15 protein-coding genes are annotated in these 15406 nt (G+C 62.2%); 11 read left to right on the top strand and 4 right to left on the bottom strand.

All coding sequences use genetic code 11. The annotated features are described in order from the left end of the window. Positions 1-188: 188 nt before the first annotated feature. The 3 genes from gatC to gatB all read left to right on the top strand — a co-directional run bounded on the left by gatC (position 189) and on the right by gatB (position 3629). Positions 189-488, top strand: a complete 300-nt coding sequence (gene gatC / locus WKW82_RS03420) for an Asp-tRNA(Asn)/Glu-tRNA(Gln) amidotransferase subunit GatC (RefSeq protein ID WP_340340832.1) — start codon at positions 189-191, stop codon at positions 486-488. Continuing rightward, positions 485-2002 carry an Asp-tRNA(Asn)/Glu-tRNA(Gln) amidotransferase subunit GatA gene (gatA, locus tag WKW82_RS03415; RefSeq protein WP_340340831.1) on the top strand — a complete coding sequence of 506 codons (1518 nt, stop codon included), beginning with the start codon at positions 485-487 and terminating at the stop codon, positions 2000-2002. The genes gatC and gatA overlap by 4 nt, the downstream gene beginning before the upstream one ends. Before the next feature lie 130 nt (positions 2003-2132). Further along, positions 2133-3629 (top strand): Asp-tRNA(Asn)/Glu-tRNA(Gln) amidotransferase subunit GatB, encoded by a 1497-nt coding sequence (gene gatB, locus WKW82_RS03410; protein WP_340340830.1) that lies wholly within the window; start codon positions 2133-2135, stop codon positions 3627-3629. 207 nt (positions 3630-3836) lie between these two features. Here gatB and WKW82_RS03405 read toward each other — a convergent pair whose 3' ends face one another. Both WKW82_RS03405 and pyrE read right to left on the bottom strand, forming a co-directional pair. Next, positions 3837-4496: a DUF4124 domain-containing protein gene (locus tag WKW82_RS03405; protein WP_340340829.1), complete on the bottom strand. Its 660-nt coding sequence runs from the start codon at positions 4494-4496 to the stop codon at positions 3837-3839. Between the two features lie 26 nt (positions 4497-4522). Beyond that, on the bottom strand, positions 4523-5200 hold the full coding sequence (gene pyrE / locus WKW82_RS03400; RefSeq protein ID WP_340340933.1) for an orotate phosphoribosyltransferase: 678 nt from the start codon (positions 5198-5200) through the stop codon (positions 4523-4525). Between the two features lie 16 nt (positions 5201-5216). On the opposite strand from pyrE, the gene WKW82_RS03395 reads away from it, so the two are divergent. Both WKW82_RS03395 and WKW82_RS03390 read left to right on the top strand, forming a co-directional pair. Then, positions 5217-6020: an exodeoxyribonuclease III gene (locus WKW82_RS03395; RefSeq protein WP_340340828.1), complete on the top strand. Its 804-nt coding sequence runs from the start codon at positions 5217-5219 to the stop codon at positions 6018-6020. Positions 6021-6032: 12 nt separating this feature from the next. Then, positions 6033-6725 (top strand): alpha/beta fold hydrolase, encoded by a 693-nt coding sequence (locus tag WKW82_RS03390; RefSeq protein WP_340340827.1) that lies wholly within the window; start codon positions 6033-6035, stop codon positions 6723-6725. 71 nt (positions 6726-6796) lie between these two features. Here the strand turns inward: WKW82_RS03390 and WKW82_RS03385 are convergent, their stop codons facing one another. Together WKW82_RS03385 and WKW82_RS03380 are read right to left on the bottom strand one after the other, a co-directional pair. Further along, complete coding sequence (locus WKW82_RS03385; RefSeq protein WP_340340826.1) at positions 6797-8305, bottom strand: amidohydrolase family protein; 1509 nt, start codon at positions 8303-8305, stop codon at positions 6797-6799. Between the two features lie 4 nt (positions 8306-8309). Then, positions 8310-8447, bottom strand: coding sequence for a hypothetical protein (locus WKW82_RS03380; protein WP_340340825.1), 138 nt, complete (start codon positions 8445-8447; stop codon positions 8310-8312). 886 nt (positions 8448-9333) lie between these two features. Between WKW82_RS03380 and WKW82_RS03375 the strand changes: the two genes are divergently transcribed. From WKW82_RS03375 to WKW82_RS03350, 6 genes are all read left to right on the top strand, one after another. Then, the gene (locus WKW82_RS03375; RefSeq protein WP_340340824.1) at positions 9334-10455 is read left to right on the top strand and encodes a ParB/Srx family N-terminal domain-containing protein; all 1122 of its coding nucleotides are present in this window, start codon (positions 9334-9336) and stop codon (positions 10453-10455) included. Between the two features lies 1 nt (position 10456). Next, entirely contained in the window at positions 10457-11500 is a 1044-nt protein-coding gene (locus tag WKW82_RS03370) for a hypothetical protein (protein ID WP_340340823.1), read from the top strand. Then, positions 11497-12399, top strand: coding sequence for a DNA adenine methylase (locus tag WKW82_RS03365; protein ID WP_340340822.1), 903 nt, complete (start codon positions 11497-11499; stop codon positions 12397-12399). The genes WKW82_RS03370 and WKW82_RS03365 overlap by 4 nt, the downstream gene beginning before the upstream one ends. Positions 12400-12722: 323 nt before the next feature. Then, the gene (locus WKW82_RS03360) at positions 12723-12899 is read left to right on the top strand and encodes a hypothetical protein (protein ID WP_340340821.1); all 177 of its coding nucleotides are present in this window, start codon (positions 12723-12725) and stop codon (positions 12897-12899) included. 227 nt (positions 12900-13126) lie between these two features. After that, complete coding sequence (locus WKW82_RS03355) at positions 13127-14839, top strand: uracil-xanthine permease family protein (RefSeq protein WP_340340820.1); 1713 nt, start codon at positions 13127-13129, stop codon at positions 14837-14839. A 308-nt stretch (positions 14840-15147) separates the two neighbouring features. Then, complete coding sequence (locus tag WKW82_RS03350) at positions 15148-15399, top strand: DUF2917 domain-containing protein (RefSeq protein WP_340340819.1); 252 nt, start codon at positions 15148-15150, stop codon at positions 15397-15399. The last annotated feature ends 7 nt before the right edge of the window (positions 15400-15406 follow it).

Here is a 15406-nt window from a genome sequence, read left to right as displayed (position 1 = left end):
CATGCGGTCGCCTTTTAAGCTGTGGGTCGACTGACGGGGATGAATAGAGGTTTTTGCGGCAAAAGCCGGCGCGTTCGCGGGGGTTGCGGCAAAGGCAGGATAATAACCGATCCCCTCCGCCTCGCGCGCCAGCACCCCCTGCCGCAAGTGCGATTGCGTCCGTTTCTTCCCCGATTCCAGACCTTTCCATGTCCCTTACCGATTCCGATATCGCGCGCATCGCGTCGCTCGCCCGGCTCCAGCTCGGCAGCGAGGAGAGCACGCGCATGCTGGGCCAGATCAACGGCTTCTTTGCGCTGGTCGAGCGCATGCAGGCGGTCGACACCACCGGCGTCGAGCCCTTGGCGCATCCCGTGGCGGCCATTGAAGACATCTCGTTGCGATTGCGCGATGACATCGCCAGCGAACCGAATTGCCGCGAAGCGAACCAGCGCAGCGCGCCGGCGGTGGAAGCGGGCCTGTTCCTGGTGCCGAAGGTGATCGAATGAGCCGCCCCGACCTGCATCAGATGGGCGTCGCCCAACTCGCGAAGGCACTGGCTGCGCGGGAAGTGTCGGCCAATGAAACGGCGCAGCACTTTTTGGGGCGCATCGGGGCGCACGGCGCGTTGGGCGCGTTCGTCGCGCTCGACGCCGATGTGACCTTGGCGCAAGCCCGCGCGGCCGATGAGAAGCTGGCCGCCGGCGGCGCACCTGCGCTGACCGGCGTGCCGATCGCGCACAAGGACATCTTCGTCACGACCGACTTCCCGACCACCGCCGGCTCGAAGATCCTCGCGGGCTATCGCTCGCCCTTCGACGCGACCGTGGTGCGCAAGCTGGCCGAGGCCGGCACGGTCACGCTGGGCAAGCTGAGCTGCGACGAGTTCGCGATGGGATCGTCGAACGAGAACGTGGCGGTGCCGGCCGTGGGCTTCGATGTGGCGGCGCCGGTGCGCAATCCGTGGGACGGCTCGCGCATTCCGGGTGGCTCGTCGGGCGCCAGTGCGGCCGTGGTCGCCGCGCGACTCGCGCCGGCCGCGACGGGCACCGATACCGGCGGTTCGATCCGCCAGCCGGCCTCGTTCTGCGGCGTTACCGGCATCAAGCCGACCTATGGCCGCGCCTCGCGCTACGGCATGGTGGCCTTTGCGTCGAGCCTCGACCAGGCCGGGCCGATGGCCCGCTCGGCCGAAGACTGCGCGCTGCTGCTCTCGGCCATGTGCGGCCCGGACCTCGACCGCGATTCGACTTCGATCGACCGGCCCGTTGAAGACTTCTCGCGCAGCCTGAGTGGCACGCTGGAAGGCCTGCGCATCGGCGTGCCGAAGGAGTTCCTGGGCGACGGCGTGGCGCCCGGCGTGCGCGCAGCGATCGATGCTGCATTGGGCGAGTACGAGAAGCTGGGCGCGAAGCGGGTCGCTGTCACCTTGCCGCGCACCGAACTCTCGATCCCGGTGTACTACATCATTGCCGCGGCCGAAGCCTCCAGCAACCTGAGCCGCTTCGATGGCGTGAAGTTCGGCCACCGGGCCAAGGACTTCTACGATCCTTCGAATACGAAGAAAAGTGCGCTCGAGCAGATGTACGAGATGACGCGCGAGGAAGGCTTCGGCGACGAGGTGAAGCGTCGGATCATGATCGGCACCTACGTGCTGAGCCATGGCTACTACGACGCCTACTACCTGCGAGCACAGAGGGTGCGCCGCATGATCGCGGACGACTTCCAGCAGGCCTTCAAGGAATGCGACGTGATCGCGGGGCCGGCCGCCCCGACCGTCGCATGGAAGATTGGCGAGCACGGTGACGATCCTGTTGCCGACTATCTGGCCGACATCTTCACGCTGCCGGGATCGCTGGCCGGATTGCCTGGCATGTGCCTGCCTGCGGGCTTTGGCGAGAACAACATGCCGGTGGGTCTGCAACTGATCGGCAACTACTTCAACGAAGCGAAGTTGCTGAATGCGGCGCATCGGTTCCAGCAGGCGACGGACTGGCATACGCGGACGCCCGGGGGCTTCTGAGGCCATGTGCCGCTCGGGCATTCGCTCGAGGGACGGCCCCGGGCGAAATCACGCCAACGGCGTACTTCAGTGCGCGAGCGTCCGGACGACGGCGCACCCCGCAAGTGAACATTGAGTTGGAGCAACAGAAATGACAGAGACCGTTGTCGCAAACCCCTTCGAACAGGCGCAAGCCGGCCGGCCCACGGGTCCGCTGGTGCAGGGCTTCGAAGTCATCATCGGCTTCGAGACGCACGCGCAGCTTTCGACCGAGAGCAAGATCTTCAGCCGTGCTTCCACGGCCTTCGGCGCGGAGCCGAACACGCAGGCCTGCGCGGTGGATCTGGCCCTGCCCGGCACGCTGCCCGTGATGAACAAGGGCGCGGTCGAGCGTGCCATCAAGCTGGGCCTGGCGCTGGGCTCGCACATCGCGCCGCGCAGCGTGTTCGCGCGCAAGAACTATTTCTATCCCGACCTGCCCAAGGGCTACCAGATCAGCCAGTTCGAGATCCCCGTGGTGCAAGGCGGCACGGTGAGCTTCTTCGTGGGCGATGAACTGAAGTCGGTGCGACTGGTGCGCGCCCACCTCGAAGAAGACGCGGGCAAGTCGCTGCACGAGAACTTCATCGGCCAATCCGGCATCGACCTGAACCGCGCCGGCACGCCGCTGCTGGAGATCGTGACCGAGCCCGACATGCGCTCCACCGCCGAGGCCGTGGCCTATGCGAAGGAACTGCACAAGATCGTGACCTGGATCGGCATCTGCGACGGCAACATGCAGGAAGGCAGCTTCCGCTGCGACGCCAACGTGTCGGTGCGGCGCCCGGGCGAGCCGCTGGGCACGCGACGCGAGATCAAGAACCTGAACAGCTTCCGCTTCATGCAGCAGGCCATCGACTACGAGATCCGCTGGCAGATCGGCGAGATCGAGGACGGTCGCAAGATCCAGCAGGCTACGGTGCTGTTCGACCCCGACACCGGCGAGACGCGGGCCATGCGCGCCAAGGAAGATTCGGCCGACTACCGCTACTTCCCCGACCCGGACCTGCCGCCGCTGGCGATCGCACAGGATTGGATCGATCGCGTGAAAGCCGATATGCCGGAGTTGCCGCGTGCGATGGCCGAGCGCTATGTGCGCGACCATGGGCTGTCGGAGTACGACGCGGCGCAACTCACGCAGAGCGTGGCGCTGGCGCGCTACTTCGACGAGGCAGTGGCCAAGGGCGCGACGCCCAAGCTGGCCAGCAACTGGATCACCGGTGAGATCGCACGCCGCTTGAACGCACAGGAGATCGGCATCGAGGCCGCGCCGGTGAAGGCTGCCCAACTCGGCCAGTTGATCGCACGCATCAGCGACGGCACGATCCCCAACAGCGCGGCGCGCGTGGTGTTCGATGCGCTGTGGAGCGGGGAAGGCAGCGATGTCGACGCGATCATCGCGGCGAAGGACCTGAAGCCGATGAACGACACGGGCGCGTTGGAGAAGATCATCGACGCCGTGCTGACCACCAACCAGAAGAACATCGATGAATACCGCGCCGGCAAGGACAAGGCCTTCAATGCGCTGGTCGGCCAGGTCATGAAGGCGAGCCAGGGGAAGGCGAATCCGGCGCAGGTCAACGCCTTGCTGAAGGCGAAGCTGGGGTGATCGAAAGGGATTGAGTCGAGACGGCAAGGCACCATCGACTCAAAGCCCCCAGGGCCGGGCCATGCCCAGCCCGCCCCCGTGGGGGATCGAGTCGAGATGGCAAAGCCACATCGACCCAAGAGACAGCGGCCATATCCGAGGTCGCTTGCCCTCACCCCTTCCCTCTCCCGAAGAGATGGAGGACACCCGGAGAGCGCAGCGGCGCCGCTATTTCCGGGTCACTTCCGGCGCCCAGAGCTGCCTCAGCCGGGTTCGCTCATCGTCGAAGCGTTGGTTGACGCGCCGCTTCTCTTCTTCCTGTTCGCCGATGAAGCGGTTCTGCACCCCGAGGCTCTGGGTGCTCTCCTCGACCTGCCGGCGCAATGCGGGCGGTGCCCGGCTGATGTCGTTGCGGTAGAACTCGAGTTCGGCGTCGATCTTCTTTCTTTCGTCGGCGAGTTCGCCTTGCCGCTTGCGTGCGGACTGGATCACCGCGTCGATCTGGCCAAGGGCCTCGGCACGGTCGCGCTCGTGGGTGGCGTCGTTGGGATAGCGCATGAGCAATGCGCGCTCGCGCCTGCGTTCGTCCGTCTGCTTGGCCGCTGCGATCTGCGCCTGCCGCGCACGCTCTTCACGCTCGGCCTGTTCCTTGGCGGTGTAGCTGGGCTCGAGGCGGCGGCGCACGGTGCCACTGGGGGTCAGCTCACGCTGCTCGCGGTCGAGGCAATCGGCAATGGGACGGTCCGACGTGATGGTGCGGCCGTAAGCATCGACACAGCTGAAGATGCCTGGGGCGTTGGTCGGCGGCTGGGCCGGTTGCGCCTGCACGGCGGACGCGGCGCATCCGAGCGCCAACGGCAGTCCGGCAACAAGAATGGCAAGGCGCATGATGGCGACCCCTTCAATGCAGCCGTTCAGACCGCCCCGTAGCGCTCCCTGTAGGCCAACACTCCCTCGCGATGGGCGACCAGAGAGTTGTCAGGGCGGCCCGAGAGGTAATGTAACAAGTCGTCGAGGGTTGCTATCGCCATGACCTGCAGACCGAGCTGGTTCCGTACATATTGCACGGCGCTGTGGTCGACATCCTTGCCGTTCTCGGTGGCCTTCTCCTGCCGGTCGAGCGCGATGGCCACGGCATGGGGCTTGGCACCGGCGGCCTCGATGATGGCGATGGACTCGCGCACCGCGGTGCCGGCCGACATCACGTCGTCGACGATCAGCACCCGACCCTTGAGCGGCGCGCCGACGAGGCTGCCGCCTTCGCCGTGGGCCTTGGCTTCCTTCCGGTTGTAGGCGAAGGGCACGTTGCGGCCGCGCCGCGCCAGTTCCGCCGCGACCGTGGCGCCGAGCGGGATGCCCTTGTAGGCGGGGCCGAAGATCATGTCGAATTCGAGCCCGCTGGCGAGCAGCCGCTCTGCATAGAATTCGGCCAGCCGCGCCAGCTTGAGGCCGTCGTCGAACAGGCCCGCGTTGAAGAAATACGGGCTCATGCGGCCCGACTTGATCTTGAACTCGCCGAAGCGCAACACGCCCGAATCGAGCGCGAACTGCACAAAGCGCTGGGCCAGATCTTCTCCACCCTTATCAGCCATATCGGGAATCCTTTTCGTGTTCAAACTGACCAGCCTCAACCTCAACGGCCTGCGTTCCGCCGCCACCAAGGGCGTCGCCGACTGGGTCGCCGAACTGGCGCCGGATTGTATTTGCATGCAGGAGATCCGGGTCCAGGCGAGCGACATCGAGGGGCGCTTCGAGGAGATGGCGGGGTTGAAGGGGCACTTCCACTTCGCCGAGAAGAAGGGCTATGCAGGTACCGCGATCTACTCGAAGCATGCGCCGAGTGACGTGGTAATTGGCTGGGGCGACAAGGAGTTCGATGCGGAGGGGCGCTACCTGGAGCTGCGCTTCGACACGCCGAAGCGCAAGTTCTCGGTGATCAGCTGCTACTTTCCGAGCGGGTCATCGGGGGAGGAACGGCAGGCTGCGAAGTTCAGGTTTCTGAAGGGGTTCTTTCCGCATCTGATCGCGCTGAAGAAGACGCGCGAGTTCGTGCTGTGCGGCGACATCAACATCGCGCACCAGCAGGCCGATCTGAAGAACTGGAAGGGCAACCAGAAGAACAGCGGCTTCCTGCCGGAGGAGCGTGCGTGGATGACGCGGCTGCTGGATGCGGGCGCGGAAGGCGCAGGGCTGGTCGACGTGTACCGGCTGCTGAAGCCGGACACGACGGAGGAGTGCTACACGTGGTGGAGCAACCGCGGGCAGGCCTATGCGAAGAACGTGGGGTGGCGGCTGGACTACCACCTGGCGACGCCGAAGATCGCGGCGCTGGCGCGGCATGAGGCGATCTTCAAGACGATCAAGTTCAGCGACCATGCGCCGATCACGGTGGATTACGAGTTCGATCTTTGACGTTGGAAGGCCATGGCGACGCTGGTGCTGCTTCCCGGGCTGGAAGGAACAGGCGAACTGTTTGATCCGTTCCTGAAGGTGTTTGGCGACCGCACGAGGACGCAGGTGGTTCGCTATCCGACAGACGTCGTGCTCGGGTACGACGAACACCAGGACTTTGTTCGCAAGGCACTTCCTGTGGATGAGCCTTACGTGCTGTTCGGAGAGTCTTTCTCCGGCCCCATTGCCATTGCGCTTGCGGCAGAGGCACCGCCTTCGCTCAAGGGATTGGTGCTCTGCTGTACCTTTGCTCGCAATCCGCGTCCCGGCCTGGCGGGCGCACGTGTGCTGCTTCCGTTCATTCCCCTCCTGGACATGCCGCCGTTCGCGCTCAGCCACTTGCTGCTCGGCAAGTTCCGCAGCCCGGCTTTGCTCAGCGCGATCTCCCGTGCAGTGGAGCAAGTTCGTCCCGCGGTCTTGCGCGCCCGGCTCCAAGCTGTCTTGTGCGTGGATTCATCGGCGCTGCTGGCCAGGGTCCGGGTGCCCAGCATCTACCTCCAGGCTTCAGAGGATCGGCTGATCCCGAAGAGCGCTCTTGCGCACATTCAAGCGGTGTGTCCTTCGGTGGCGGCCGCGAAGATCGAAGCGCCACATTGCCTGCTTCAATCGAGTCCGGATGCAGCAGCCAGTGCCATATCAAGCTTCATGCGGGAACTTGCCCTCTAGCCGGCGATTCGAGCCGGCGTCCCTTGCAAGCATTGGTCGTCGGCGCAGCTTCATCGTCCGATGGACAGTCTCTAGGCACAGCAGTCGCCCATGCCGTCGCGATAGAACGGTTCAAGATCTTCCGCCAACGCACGCAAGGTATCGAGCCAGGCCGCGTGGCGGCTGTCTGCCGCGAGGGCGGCGCGGGCGCTGGCGATCAGTTCGGCGCGCAGCGCCGGCTCGTCGATGCCTTGCACCCGCCCTGCCTCGACCACCGTCCTTCCGCCGATGATCACCTTCGCGATGTGCGTCCCGTTGGCGCGGGCGAGCAGCAGGTCGAGCGGGTCGACGTCGGGGAACAGCATGTCGTCGTCGAGCTTGTCCCAGTCGAGCACGACGATGTCGGCGGGCGCGCCCTCGGTCAGGCGGCCAGTGGCGATGGCGCCTGAGCCGCTGACGCTGCGCGCGCCATTGCAGCCGGCAAAGCGCCACAGTTCCTCGCGCGTCATCGTGCGCTCGAAGCCCCAGCCGCGGTGCAACTGGTAGGCGATGCGCATCTCGCACAGGGCGTCGTCGTCTTCGTCGAAGCCGGTGCTGTCCAGCCCCATCGCGATGCGGCAGCCTTGGCGGAGCATCTCGGGCACCGGGGCGATGCCGGACTTCAGGTAGAGGTTGGAGCTGGTGTTGACCGCGATGGTGACGCCGCGTTCCGCGAGCAATGCGAGTTCGTCCGGGCGCGCCATGGCGCAATGGGCGAGGGTGAGGCGGGGGCTGAGCAGGCCGATGTCGTTGAGGAAGCGGATCATGCCCTGCGGATGGTGCTTGTCGGCCCAGGCGCGCTGGTACGGGGTTTCGAGGCAATGCATGTGCACCGGCCGGCCCGTGTCGGCAGAGGCGCGTGCGATGGCTTCGAGCAAGGGCGTGCTGCACCAGTGCACCGCGGCCGGGCCGTATTGCGCGGTGACGTGGTCGGTGTAGCCGCCCTCTTCCAGCATGCGCGCCACGTCGTCGACCTGTTCGAGGTACTGCGCGGGTGGGATGGACCTGGCTGAAAGCCGGCCGGCGACAGCGTCGCGGATGCCGGGTCGCAGGGCCTTCAGGACGGCCGCGTTGTCGGCATAGGCGATGCCGTTGCGCTCGCGGATGGAGACGGCGAAGCCGATGCGCACGCCCACATCCTTGGCCGCACGCGCAACGTGCCTGGCCTCGTCGACGTACGGCATGCCGCCCTGCACGCCGGTGTAGTGGACCATGAGGTTCGCCACCCCATGCCGCACCGAGCGCGCGAAGGATGTGGCGGCGCAGATGTACGGGTCGAGTCCGGGCACCGTGCCGAGGAAGGGGATCCAGCTTTCAAGCGGCTTGTCGAAGGCGCCGAGCGTGGCGCTGCGGAAGGTGCGGCCGTGATCGTGGGCGTTGGACAGCGCGGGCAGTGCGAGCAAGCGCCCGCCGGGTGCCTTGGTACCGATGGGCGCGACCGAGGCGATACGGCCATCGGCGCCGATGGCGATGCGCATGTCGGCCTGTGCGGCTTGCGCGCCGGGGTCTTGCAGGAGCCAGGCGCAGTCGATGTGCTGCGGTGTCATCGTCGTGGCGATCATTGGTTCAAGAGGCCTTGGCCTTGGGAGCGCTGCGTGCGGCGATCAGCAATTCTGCCGACGCCACGAAGCCATGCACTTGCTGCACGAGGAAGTGGATGCCGCGTGTAGCGTAGACCAGCGAGGGCGTATTGAGAATAAACATGGTCGGTGTTGGTGTTTGCGCACAACAAGGTAGGGATGCCTTGCTGGCACAGCAGCGCGTCGAATCGTTGTCTCAGAAGTCGCTGAGAAGATGCTTGGGACCGTAATATCGGCGGGCGACGGCGAGCTCATCGGTGACCTGTGCGCACACGGGCCTGGAGCAGCGGAGGGCCGTGGTCGATAGGCGAGTGCTCGGCATCGCCGACGCCGTCCGCGCTTCCGCTTGCCCTTAATTAGATGGTCGCGCTCAGGGTGCGCTTGTCCGCACGAATGCGCCAGCTGCACCACACGACTGCGCCACGGCCTGGAGCGAGGCTGGCAATATTTAGGCGATGGTCGCGATCGGCTTCCAGCAATGCTTGATTTCGATACCCTTCTACGCGGCCAGTCTGGCGGCGGCAGAAGTCTTTCCGCATTGCGAAAACGATGAGGGGCTGCCCCTCCCATCGAACTCGACCTCGCCCGCGCGCCGGGATGTCTGGCTATGGTCGTTCGAGCACGCGTACGAAACTAGCGTCTTAGGATCGAGGCCCATGCGCTGTACGGCACGCTGGCAAACTCGCCGGGGGTTGGACTTCTGGTACTGGGGTCTGCGTAGTTCTGGTCTTCGTTCGAACCTGCATTCACTTTTTTTGCCTACGCGCTTTTGAAATTTTTGAGCATCGGCCAAGTTCACCCTAAATCACCACCAGTCAACTGTGGTGCCACACTCCAAGTTGCGCGAGGAGCAACATCAGTAGGGGGATGTTCCGCTGGCCAGCAACGAATGAAGCAGGCAAAATAAGGCCTCCTCCGCTTGTCGAGATCGTCGCGACAGGCGACTTCTCCCACTCCCACCCAAGATCAGCGGCAGGCGACTTGGCGGCTAAAAACTTTGTTCTGCGTCAATGAAAATCGATCTACCTTTTAAAGACGCCACGCTGTGCGCTGTTGATGCCCTTCAACTCGATCTTGCAAATCCGCGACTTCAGACTGGAGACGACCATGAGGCCTCCAATGAGAGTGAAGTAATCGAGATCCTAAGTGATATAGCGGCCCTGGACGAATTAATTCTTTCCATTTGCACCAACAAATACTTAAATCTTGAACCTCTGATAGTGCACGGGCCAAATGGAGGCCCATACAGAGTATTGGAGGGGAATCGCCGCCTGGCGGCAATTCGGCTTATCCAAAAACCAAGCTTGGCGCTAGAACTGGGCATCAAAATACCGCAGCCAATCTCAATTGAAGTCAAGGAGTCAATAAAGCGCGTGCTAGTTTATCGAGTACATCAACCCGATGATGCTCGCGAATTTATTGGTTTCAAGCACATAAATGGCCCTCAAAGATGGGATGCATTCGCAAAAGCAAAATATGTCACAAATTGGTATAAGAGCGCCAACGGCACGCTCACCATCGACGACATTGCAGCAAAAATGGGCGACAACAACAACACGCTGCGCGCATATATTTACGCAATTCTGATTCTCGATCAAGCCAAAGACAGTGGGCAATGGTCAATTGAAGATAGAGCAATTACGAAGGGGCGCTTCGCGTTTTCTCACTTGTACACAGCCCTAGGCAGAGAACAGTACCAAGACTTTCTGGGCTTGACAGCAGGCTGGTCAAATAAGCCAAATCCAAAGCCCATCAAGAAGAGCTATCTTGGCAATCTTGGCGAGGTGTTGAGCTACATGTACGGCTCCCAAAGCGATGCTAGATCGTCACTTATAAAATCACAAAACCCGGATCTAAAAGACCTTGGACTTGCCATTGCCGATCCTCGCGCGCGACTTGCCCTTCAAAACAGAGCCCCACTTGAAAAAGCACTTGACGAACTGAAGGAGCCTGCCTCTGCTTTTCATGACGCGTTAATCGTTGCAAATTTGAGACTTTCCCGAGCCATGGATTTGATGGCGAAGTATGCCGGAGGGGACGAAGACATCGACATTCTTATCGAGGAAATATATCAACGTGCTGACACTTTAAAGACCATGAGCGACAAAAAAAGGGCAAAAACCAAACGATAACATGGCACTCAGCGCACCACCTTTTACATCGTCGCCATCACTGATTTGCGACTGGATTGAATTAAAAGTTCTCACAACTTCGCACGGAAAATTTCGCCTTGGCTCTCTAAAACGGCTTTGGGACAAATCGCGTGAAATCGAGGAGTCAGATCCCGAGGGAGTTTTGATTCGAGAAGAATACACCGATTCAAGCGGGGTTAGCGGCCCCGACGATGAAGTCTTCATGGATTCGATTACAGGCGAGATCGGAGAAAGAATTGAAGCCCTTGGGGCCGCCTATCCGTTTGAAATCGACTCGCGCAATCGACTTTGCGTGATCGAGCCCGCAAGCAGTGGCGGTTTCGTTTATCTATTTTGCTTGCTGCTGACCTATTCGAACGGTCGCGAACTGTTAGATGGTTCGTGGCTCCCAAGGGTCGACAACCATGTCCGCGACTTATTTCAAGCCTGTTCAACTGTCGCTGCCGCAGGAGAAGTTCGAGGCCATGCAATATCTTTTGGGTGGCCACGCCCCAATCATAATCCTCCATTTTTACAACGCCTAAGAGAAGTTTATCGCCTCTTTGGTGAAGGCATTGTCGTCGATCGTCCGGCACCCGGAGTTTCGAACTTTCCAAAGGATGAAGAAATAGATGTTATTGCTTGGCGTCCAAGGCGCGATCGCACCGCCGGAACAGAGTACATGCTAGGTCAGGTAGCGTCAGGCGACAACTGGATGGGTAAACCGCTCGCAGGGCGGCCAATTGCCAATTTTCATCGAAACTGGTTTACCAGATGTCCCGCATCAGTTGCGAAAGGCTATATTTTCATCCCGCACGCAGTTCCTCCAATCGACTCCCTCGGCACTCGGCGCGAACGCATTGACGCGATTACGGTTCGATACGGTACTATTATTGACCGTTTGCGCTTGCCGGCGCTCACAGATGAAGGCGTGCAATTTTCAATGACAGAGTCGGCAGTTCAGGTTGAACGGCAAGCCAACCTCCCCGAAATACGCGAATGGGTGATTGAGCAAATCAACTCTTTGAAGGCTGCAACCGCATGATGCACAGTCCGCTTCGCTACCCGGGCGGCAAATCCGATTTCCTTGCAGTTGCCGCCGAAATATTTCAACTGTCAGGATTTACGGGGCTTCATGTGGTGGAACCTTATGCCGGAAGTGCAGCCATAGCTTTGGGCTTGCTCGATTTCGGCTTGACACCGTCCGTTCTGCTTCTAGAGCGCGATCCATTGCTGTTCGGCTTTTGGCATTCTGTTTTCTGCCGACCAGAGGAGCTAATTGCTAGATTCCAAGAACTACCCATAACTTTGGAGACTTGGCATTCTCTTCAGCATTATTTGAAAGTTTCAAACCCAATGTCGCAAGATCTTGTGGCTCTTGGTTTAGCCGGATTATTTTTTAATCGCACAAATTTTTCTGGCATTCTCAACGCAGGGCCCATTGGCGGAAAGCAGCAATCTTCAGTCTATGACATATCGTGCCGAACAAATAAAGATGACATTATTGTTCGAATATTAACTCTCTCAACTCTCGCCTCGAAAGTTGACGTTCAATTTGGCGATGCAATAGCATTGATGGCCAAAATGGCAAACCGATCCGATTGCTTCTTCTACCTTGACCCCCCCTACTTTAAGAAGGGAGAGTCTTTGTACAGACATTTCTACAGACTCGGACAACATAAAGAGCTGGCAAATACACTTTCGACGGTGGAATTCAAGTGGCTGCTCAGTTATGACGATCATCATGTTATTGAATTTTTGTACGAAGCCTTCAATGTCCGACGTTGCAATTTTCAATACAGCGCACGAAGCTACAGCAAGCGCGATGAGCTATTGATTAGCAACTTTGAACTTCCAAATGGTTCGAAGAGGGACTTAAAGACCGCACGAAGGCAACGGCATCGAACGGCGTTTTTCGAAAAATCGACTCCCCACGCACGATAGCCTTTTATGCGGGTCGGTGCTACCCTCATTCAAACTCAAGGCAGCCCGGCGGGCGGCGGCCTGCAGTACTGCAATTTGTAGCTGGCCCTCTGAACAATTTGTGGCGCGATTACACGCATGGGTGCCTCATCGCTCTCATTGCTCGACGCGTCACCTGTTATTCGGCTGCCGGTCGTGGTCGCCGGCACGGCAACCTCGGACGCCCACTTCGCGGGCCGCTTTGTCCTGTCGCGCCATCCAGAACAAGGGCGGCGCCAATTCCGCACCCCGCCAGAACCATGAAGGCTGCAAGTGCTGCCCCTGACCCAGGACGAGGTTCGCCAATGCCCAGACTCATCGCCGGCCCGACGCCCTGCACGGTCATCACGAGTTGCAGCGCCGGATCGAATCGGCCGCTGCCCCGCGTGTACTGCTTCACGAGCGGCGGCGTGGCCACGCCTCGAGCACGCGGCCGCGACACCATCGAGGATCTGCACCGGGATTTATTCCATGGCTGCTGATGGATCATTCGAGCGCGCCGCGTACCGGCAACACTAGGATCGCCGCGTAGACGAATCGTGGCGCGTTCTTCAGTTCGTGTCGGGGTAGGTCGAGCGGAGAGGGTCTGGCCGTTCTAACGACCTGTCCGCGAGCCATGCCTACCTCGACGATCCGTCAGGCGGCTGCACGGTCCTCCCCGATCCAGACAAGAATGCGCGTCACCTCCGCCGACGCAAGGATCCCCCCGATGTCGCACAAGCCTGCCGACCTCCTCTACGGGGTCGACGACAAGCCGCCGCTCGGCGTGAACGTTCTCAGTGGCCTTCAGCACGTCGGCCTGATGTTCATCTACCTCGTGTACCCGGTGCTGGTGGCGCAAGCGGCGGGCGGCACGCCGGAGGTGGCATCGACGATGGTCAGCTTCACGCTGCTGGCGATGGCGGTGGGCACGGTGTTGCAGGTGATGCGCTTCGGCTGGCTTGGCTCGGGCTTCCTGTGCCAGCCGACGCCGAGCGTGGTGTACGTGGTGCCGTCGATGCTGGCGGCGCAGCATGGCGGGCTGCCGGCGGTGTTCGGCATGACGATCGTGGCGGGGCTGGTCGAGATGATCCTGGCGCGCGGGTTGCCGCACCTGCGCAAGCTGTTCACGCCGGAGATCACGGGGCTGGTGGTGCTGCTGTCGGGCATCTCGGTGGGCGTGGTCGGGCTTCGCACGGCGGTCGGTGCATCTGTCGATGCAGCCACCGCGCCCGCGGGCATCGACATGACGCTGGGGCTGGCCACACTGGCATTGATGGTGGCGCTGAATGTCTGGGGGCGGGGTGTGCTGCGTCTTTACTGTGTGCTGATCGGGCTGGCGATCGGTTGTGTCGCGGCCTGGGCGCTGGGCCGCTTCGACGCCGTGGAGGTGGCGCATGTGTCGGCCGCGCCGCTGGTGGCGTTGCCGGGGCTGTCGCACCTGGGCTGGTCGTTCCACCCGGACCTGCTGCTGGCCTTCATGATCGGCGCGGTGGCCGCGGTGCTGAAGACCATCGGCAATGTGACGACGTCGCAGAAGGCCAACCAGGCCAACTGGGTGCGGGCCGACATGCGCACGATCGGCGGCGGCGTGATGGCCGACGGACTCGGCAACGTGGTCGCAGGTGCAGTCGGTGCCCATGGCATGAACTCGTCGACCGGCGCGGTGGGCCTGGCCTCGGCCACGGGCGTGACGAGCTGGCGCGTGGGCTACTCGGTCGCGGCGATCCTGCTGGTCGCGGCCTTCGTGCCCAAGCTGGGCCTGCTGGTCAACCTGATGCCGCGCGCGGTGCTGGGCGCGGCGCTGGTGTTCTCGTCGACCTTCATCGTGCTGAACGGGCTGGTCATCATGACCTCGCGCCTGCTGGATGCGCGCAAGACGCTGGTGATCGGGCTGTCGATCGTGATGGGGCTGGCGGTGGAGATCTACCCGGGCTTCCTGGTGGTGCTGCCGCCGGGGCTGCGCGCCTCGCTGGGCAACGCGATGGTGTTCGGCACGCTGGTGGGGCTCGCGCTCAACCTGCTGTTCCGGATCGGGCTGCGCAAGACGGTGTCGATGACGGTGCAGCCCGGCGGGCTCGACCCGCAGGCGCTGGAAGACTTCCTGGAGATGCAGGGCGGCGTGTGGGGCGCGCGCCGCGACGTGATCGTGCGTGCCAAGTTCAACCTGGTCCAGTCCATCGAGACGCTGGCGTCGAGCGGCGTCGCCAGCGGGCCGCTGGTCATCGAGGCCTCGTTCGACGAGTTCAACCTGGACCTGAGCGTGTCCTATGACGGCGACGTCCTGGAGTTGCCGCAGGTGCGCCCGACGATCGAGGAGATCATCGACTCGGGTGACGGCGAGCGCCGGCTGGCGGGCTTCCTGCTGCGGCAGTTCGCCGATCGCGTGTCGTCACGGCGGGTCGGGCCGCGGGCGACGGTGGCTTTTCATTTCGATCACTGATCGCGGCGGCGTTGGCGGCAAGCAGCCGGCACCGCTTGCATCGCGAGGCATGCCGCACCCTCATGGCAGCCCTGCATAAAAGTCGGACCACAACTGAGCTGGCTTGAGTTCAATGCAATGGTCGATACGCGACGCGCCAATGGCGCCGCGAGGAGCTCGGCGACAACGATGCAAGGACCTGCCTTGGGGGTGGCGCCGTTCTCCTTGCCGCGACCATCGCCTGCGCCGCGCTGCACAAGTGGCCCGGACCGTCGAGCGTCGCTGCGCTCGTGGATCTTTTTCCTTCTGCCGATGAGGAGGCATGCACCATGAAACCGAATGATCTTCCGCACGATGCTCTCGCCGTGATCTACAGGCGACCGCGCAGGATCGAGCCGACCCATGAGACCGTGTGCGTGGCCTGCCAGTCGGGCACGGCGTGGATCACGATCGAAGGGCAACTCGATGACGTGATCCTGGTCGCCGGCGACTTGCACTGCGTGCAGCCTGGCCAGAAGGCGCTGCTGGCCGGCATGCCGGAGTGCCGTGTGGTGATCGATGCGGGAGGCCGCATGCAATGAGGGGTGC

The sequence above is a fragment of the Variovorax rhizosphaerae genome (assembly GCF_037889975.1).
Classification (GTDB): Bacteria; Pseudomonadota; Gammaproteobacteria; order Burkholderiales; family Burkholderiaceae_C; genus Variovorax; species Variovorax rhizosphaerae.
The sequence above is the reverse complement of the archived record's forward strand: the minus strand, read 5'-3'. Positions and strand labels throughout refer to the sequence as shown.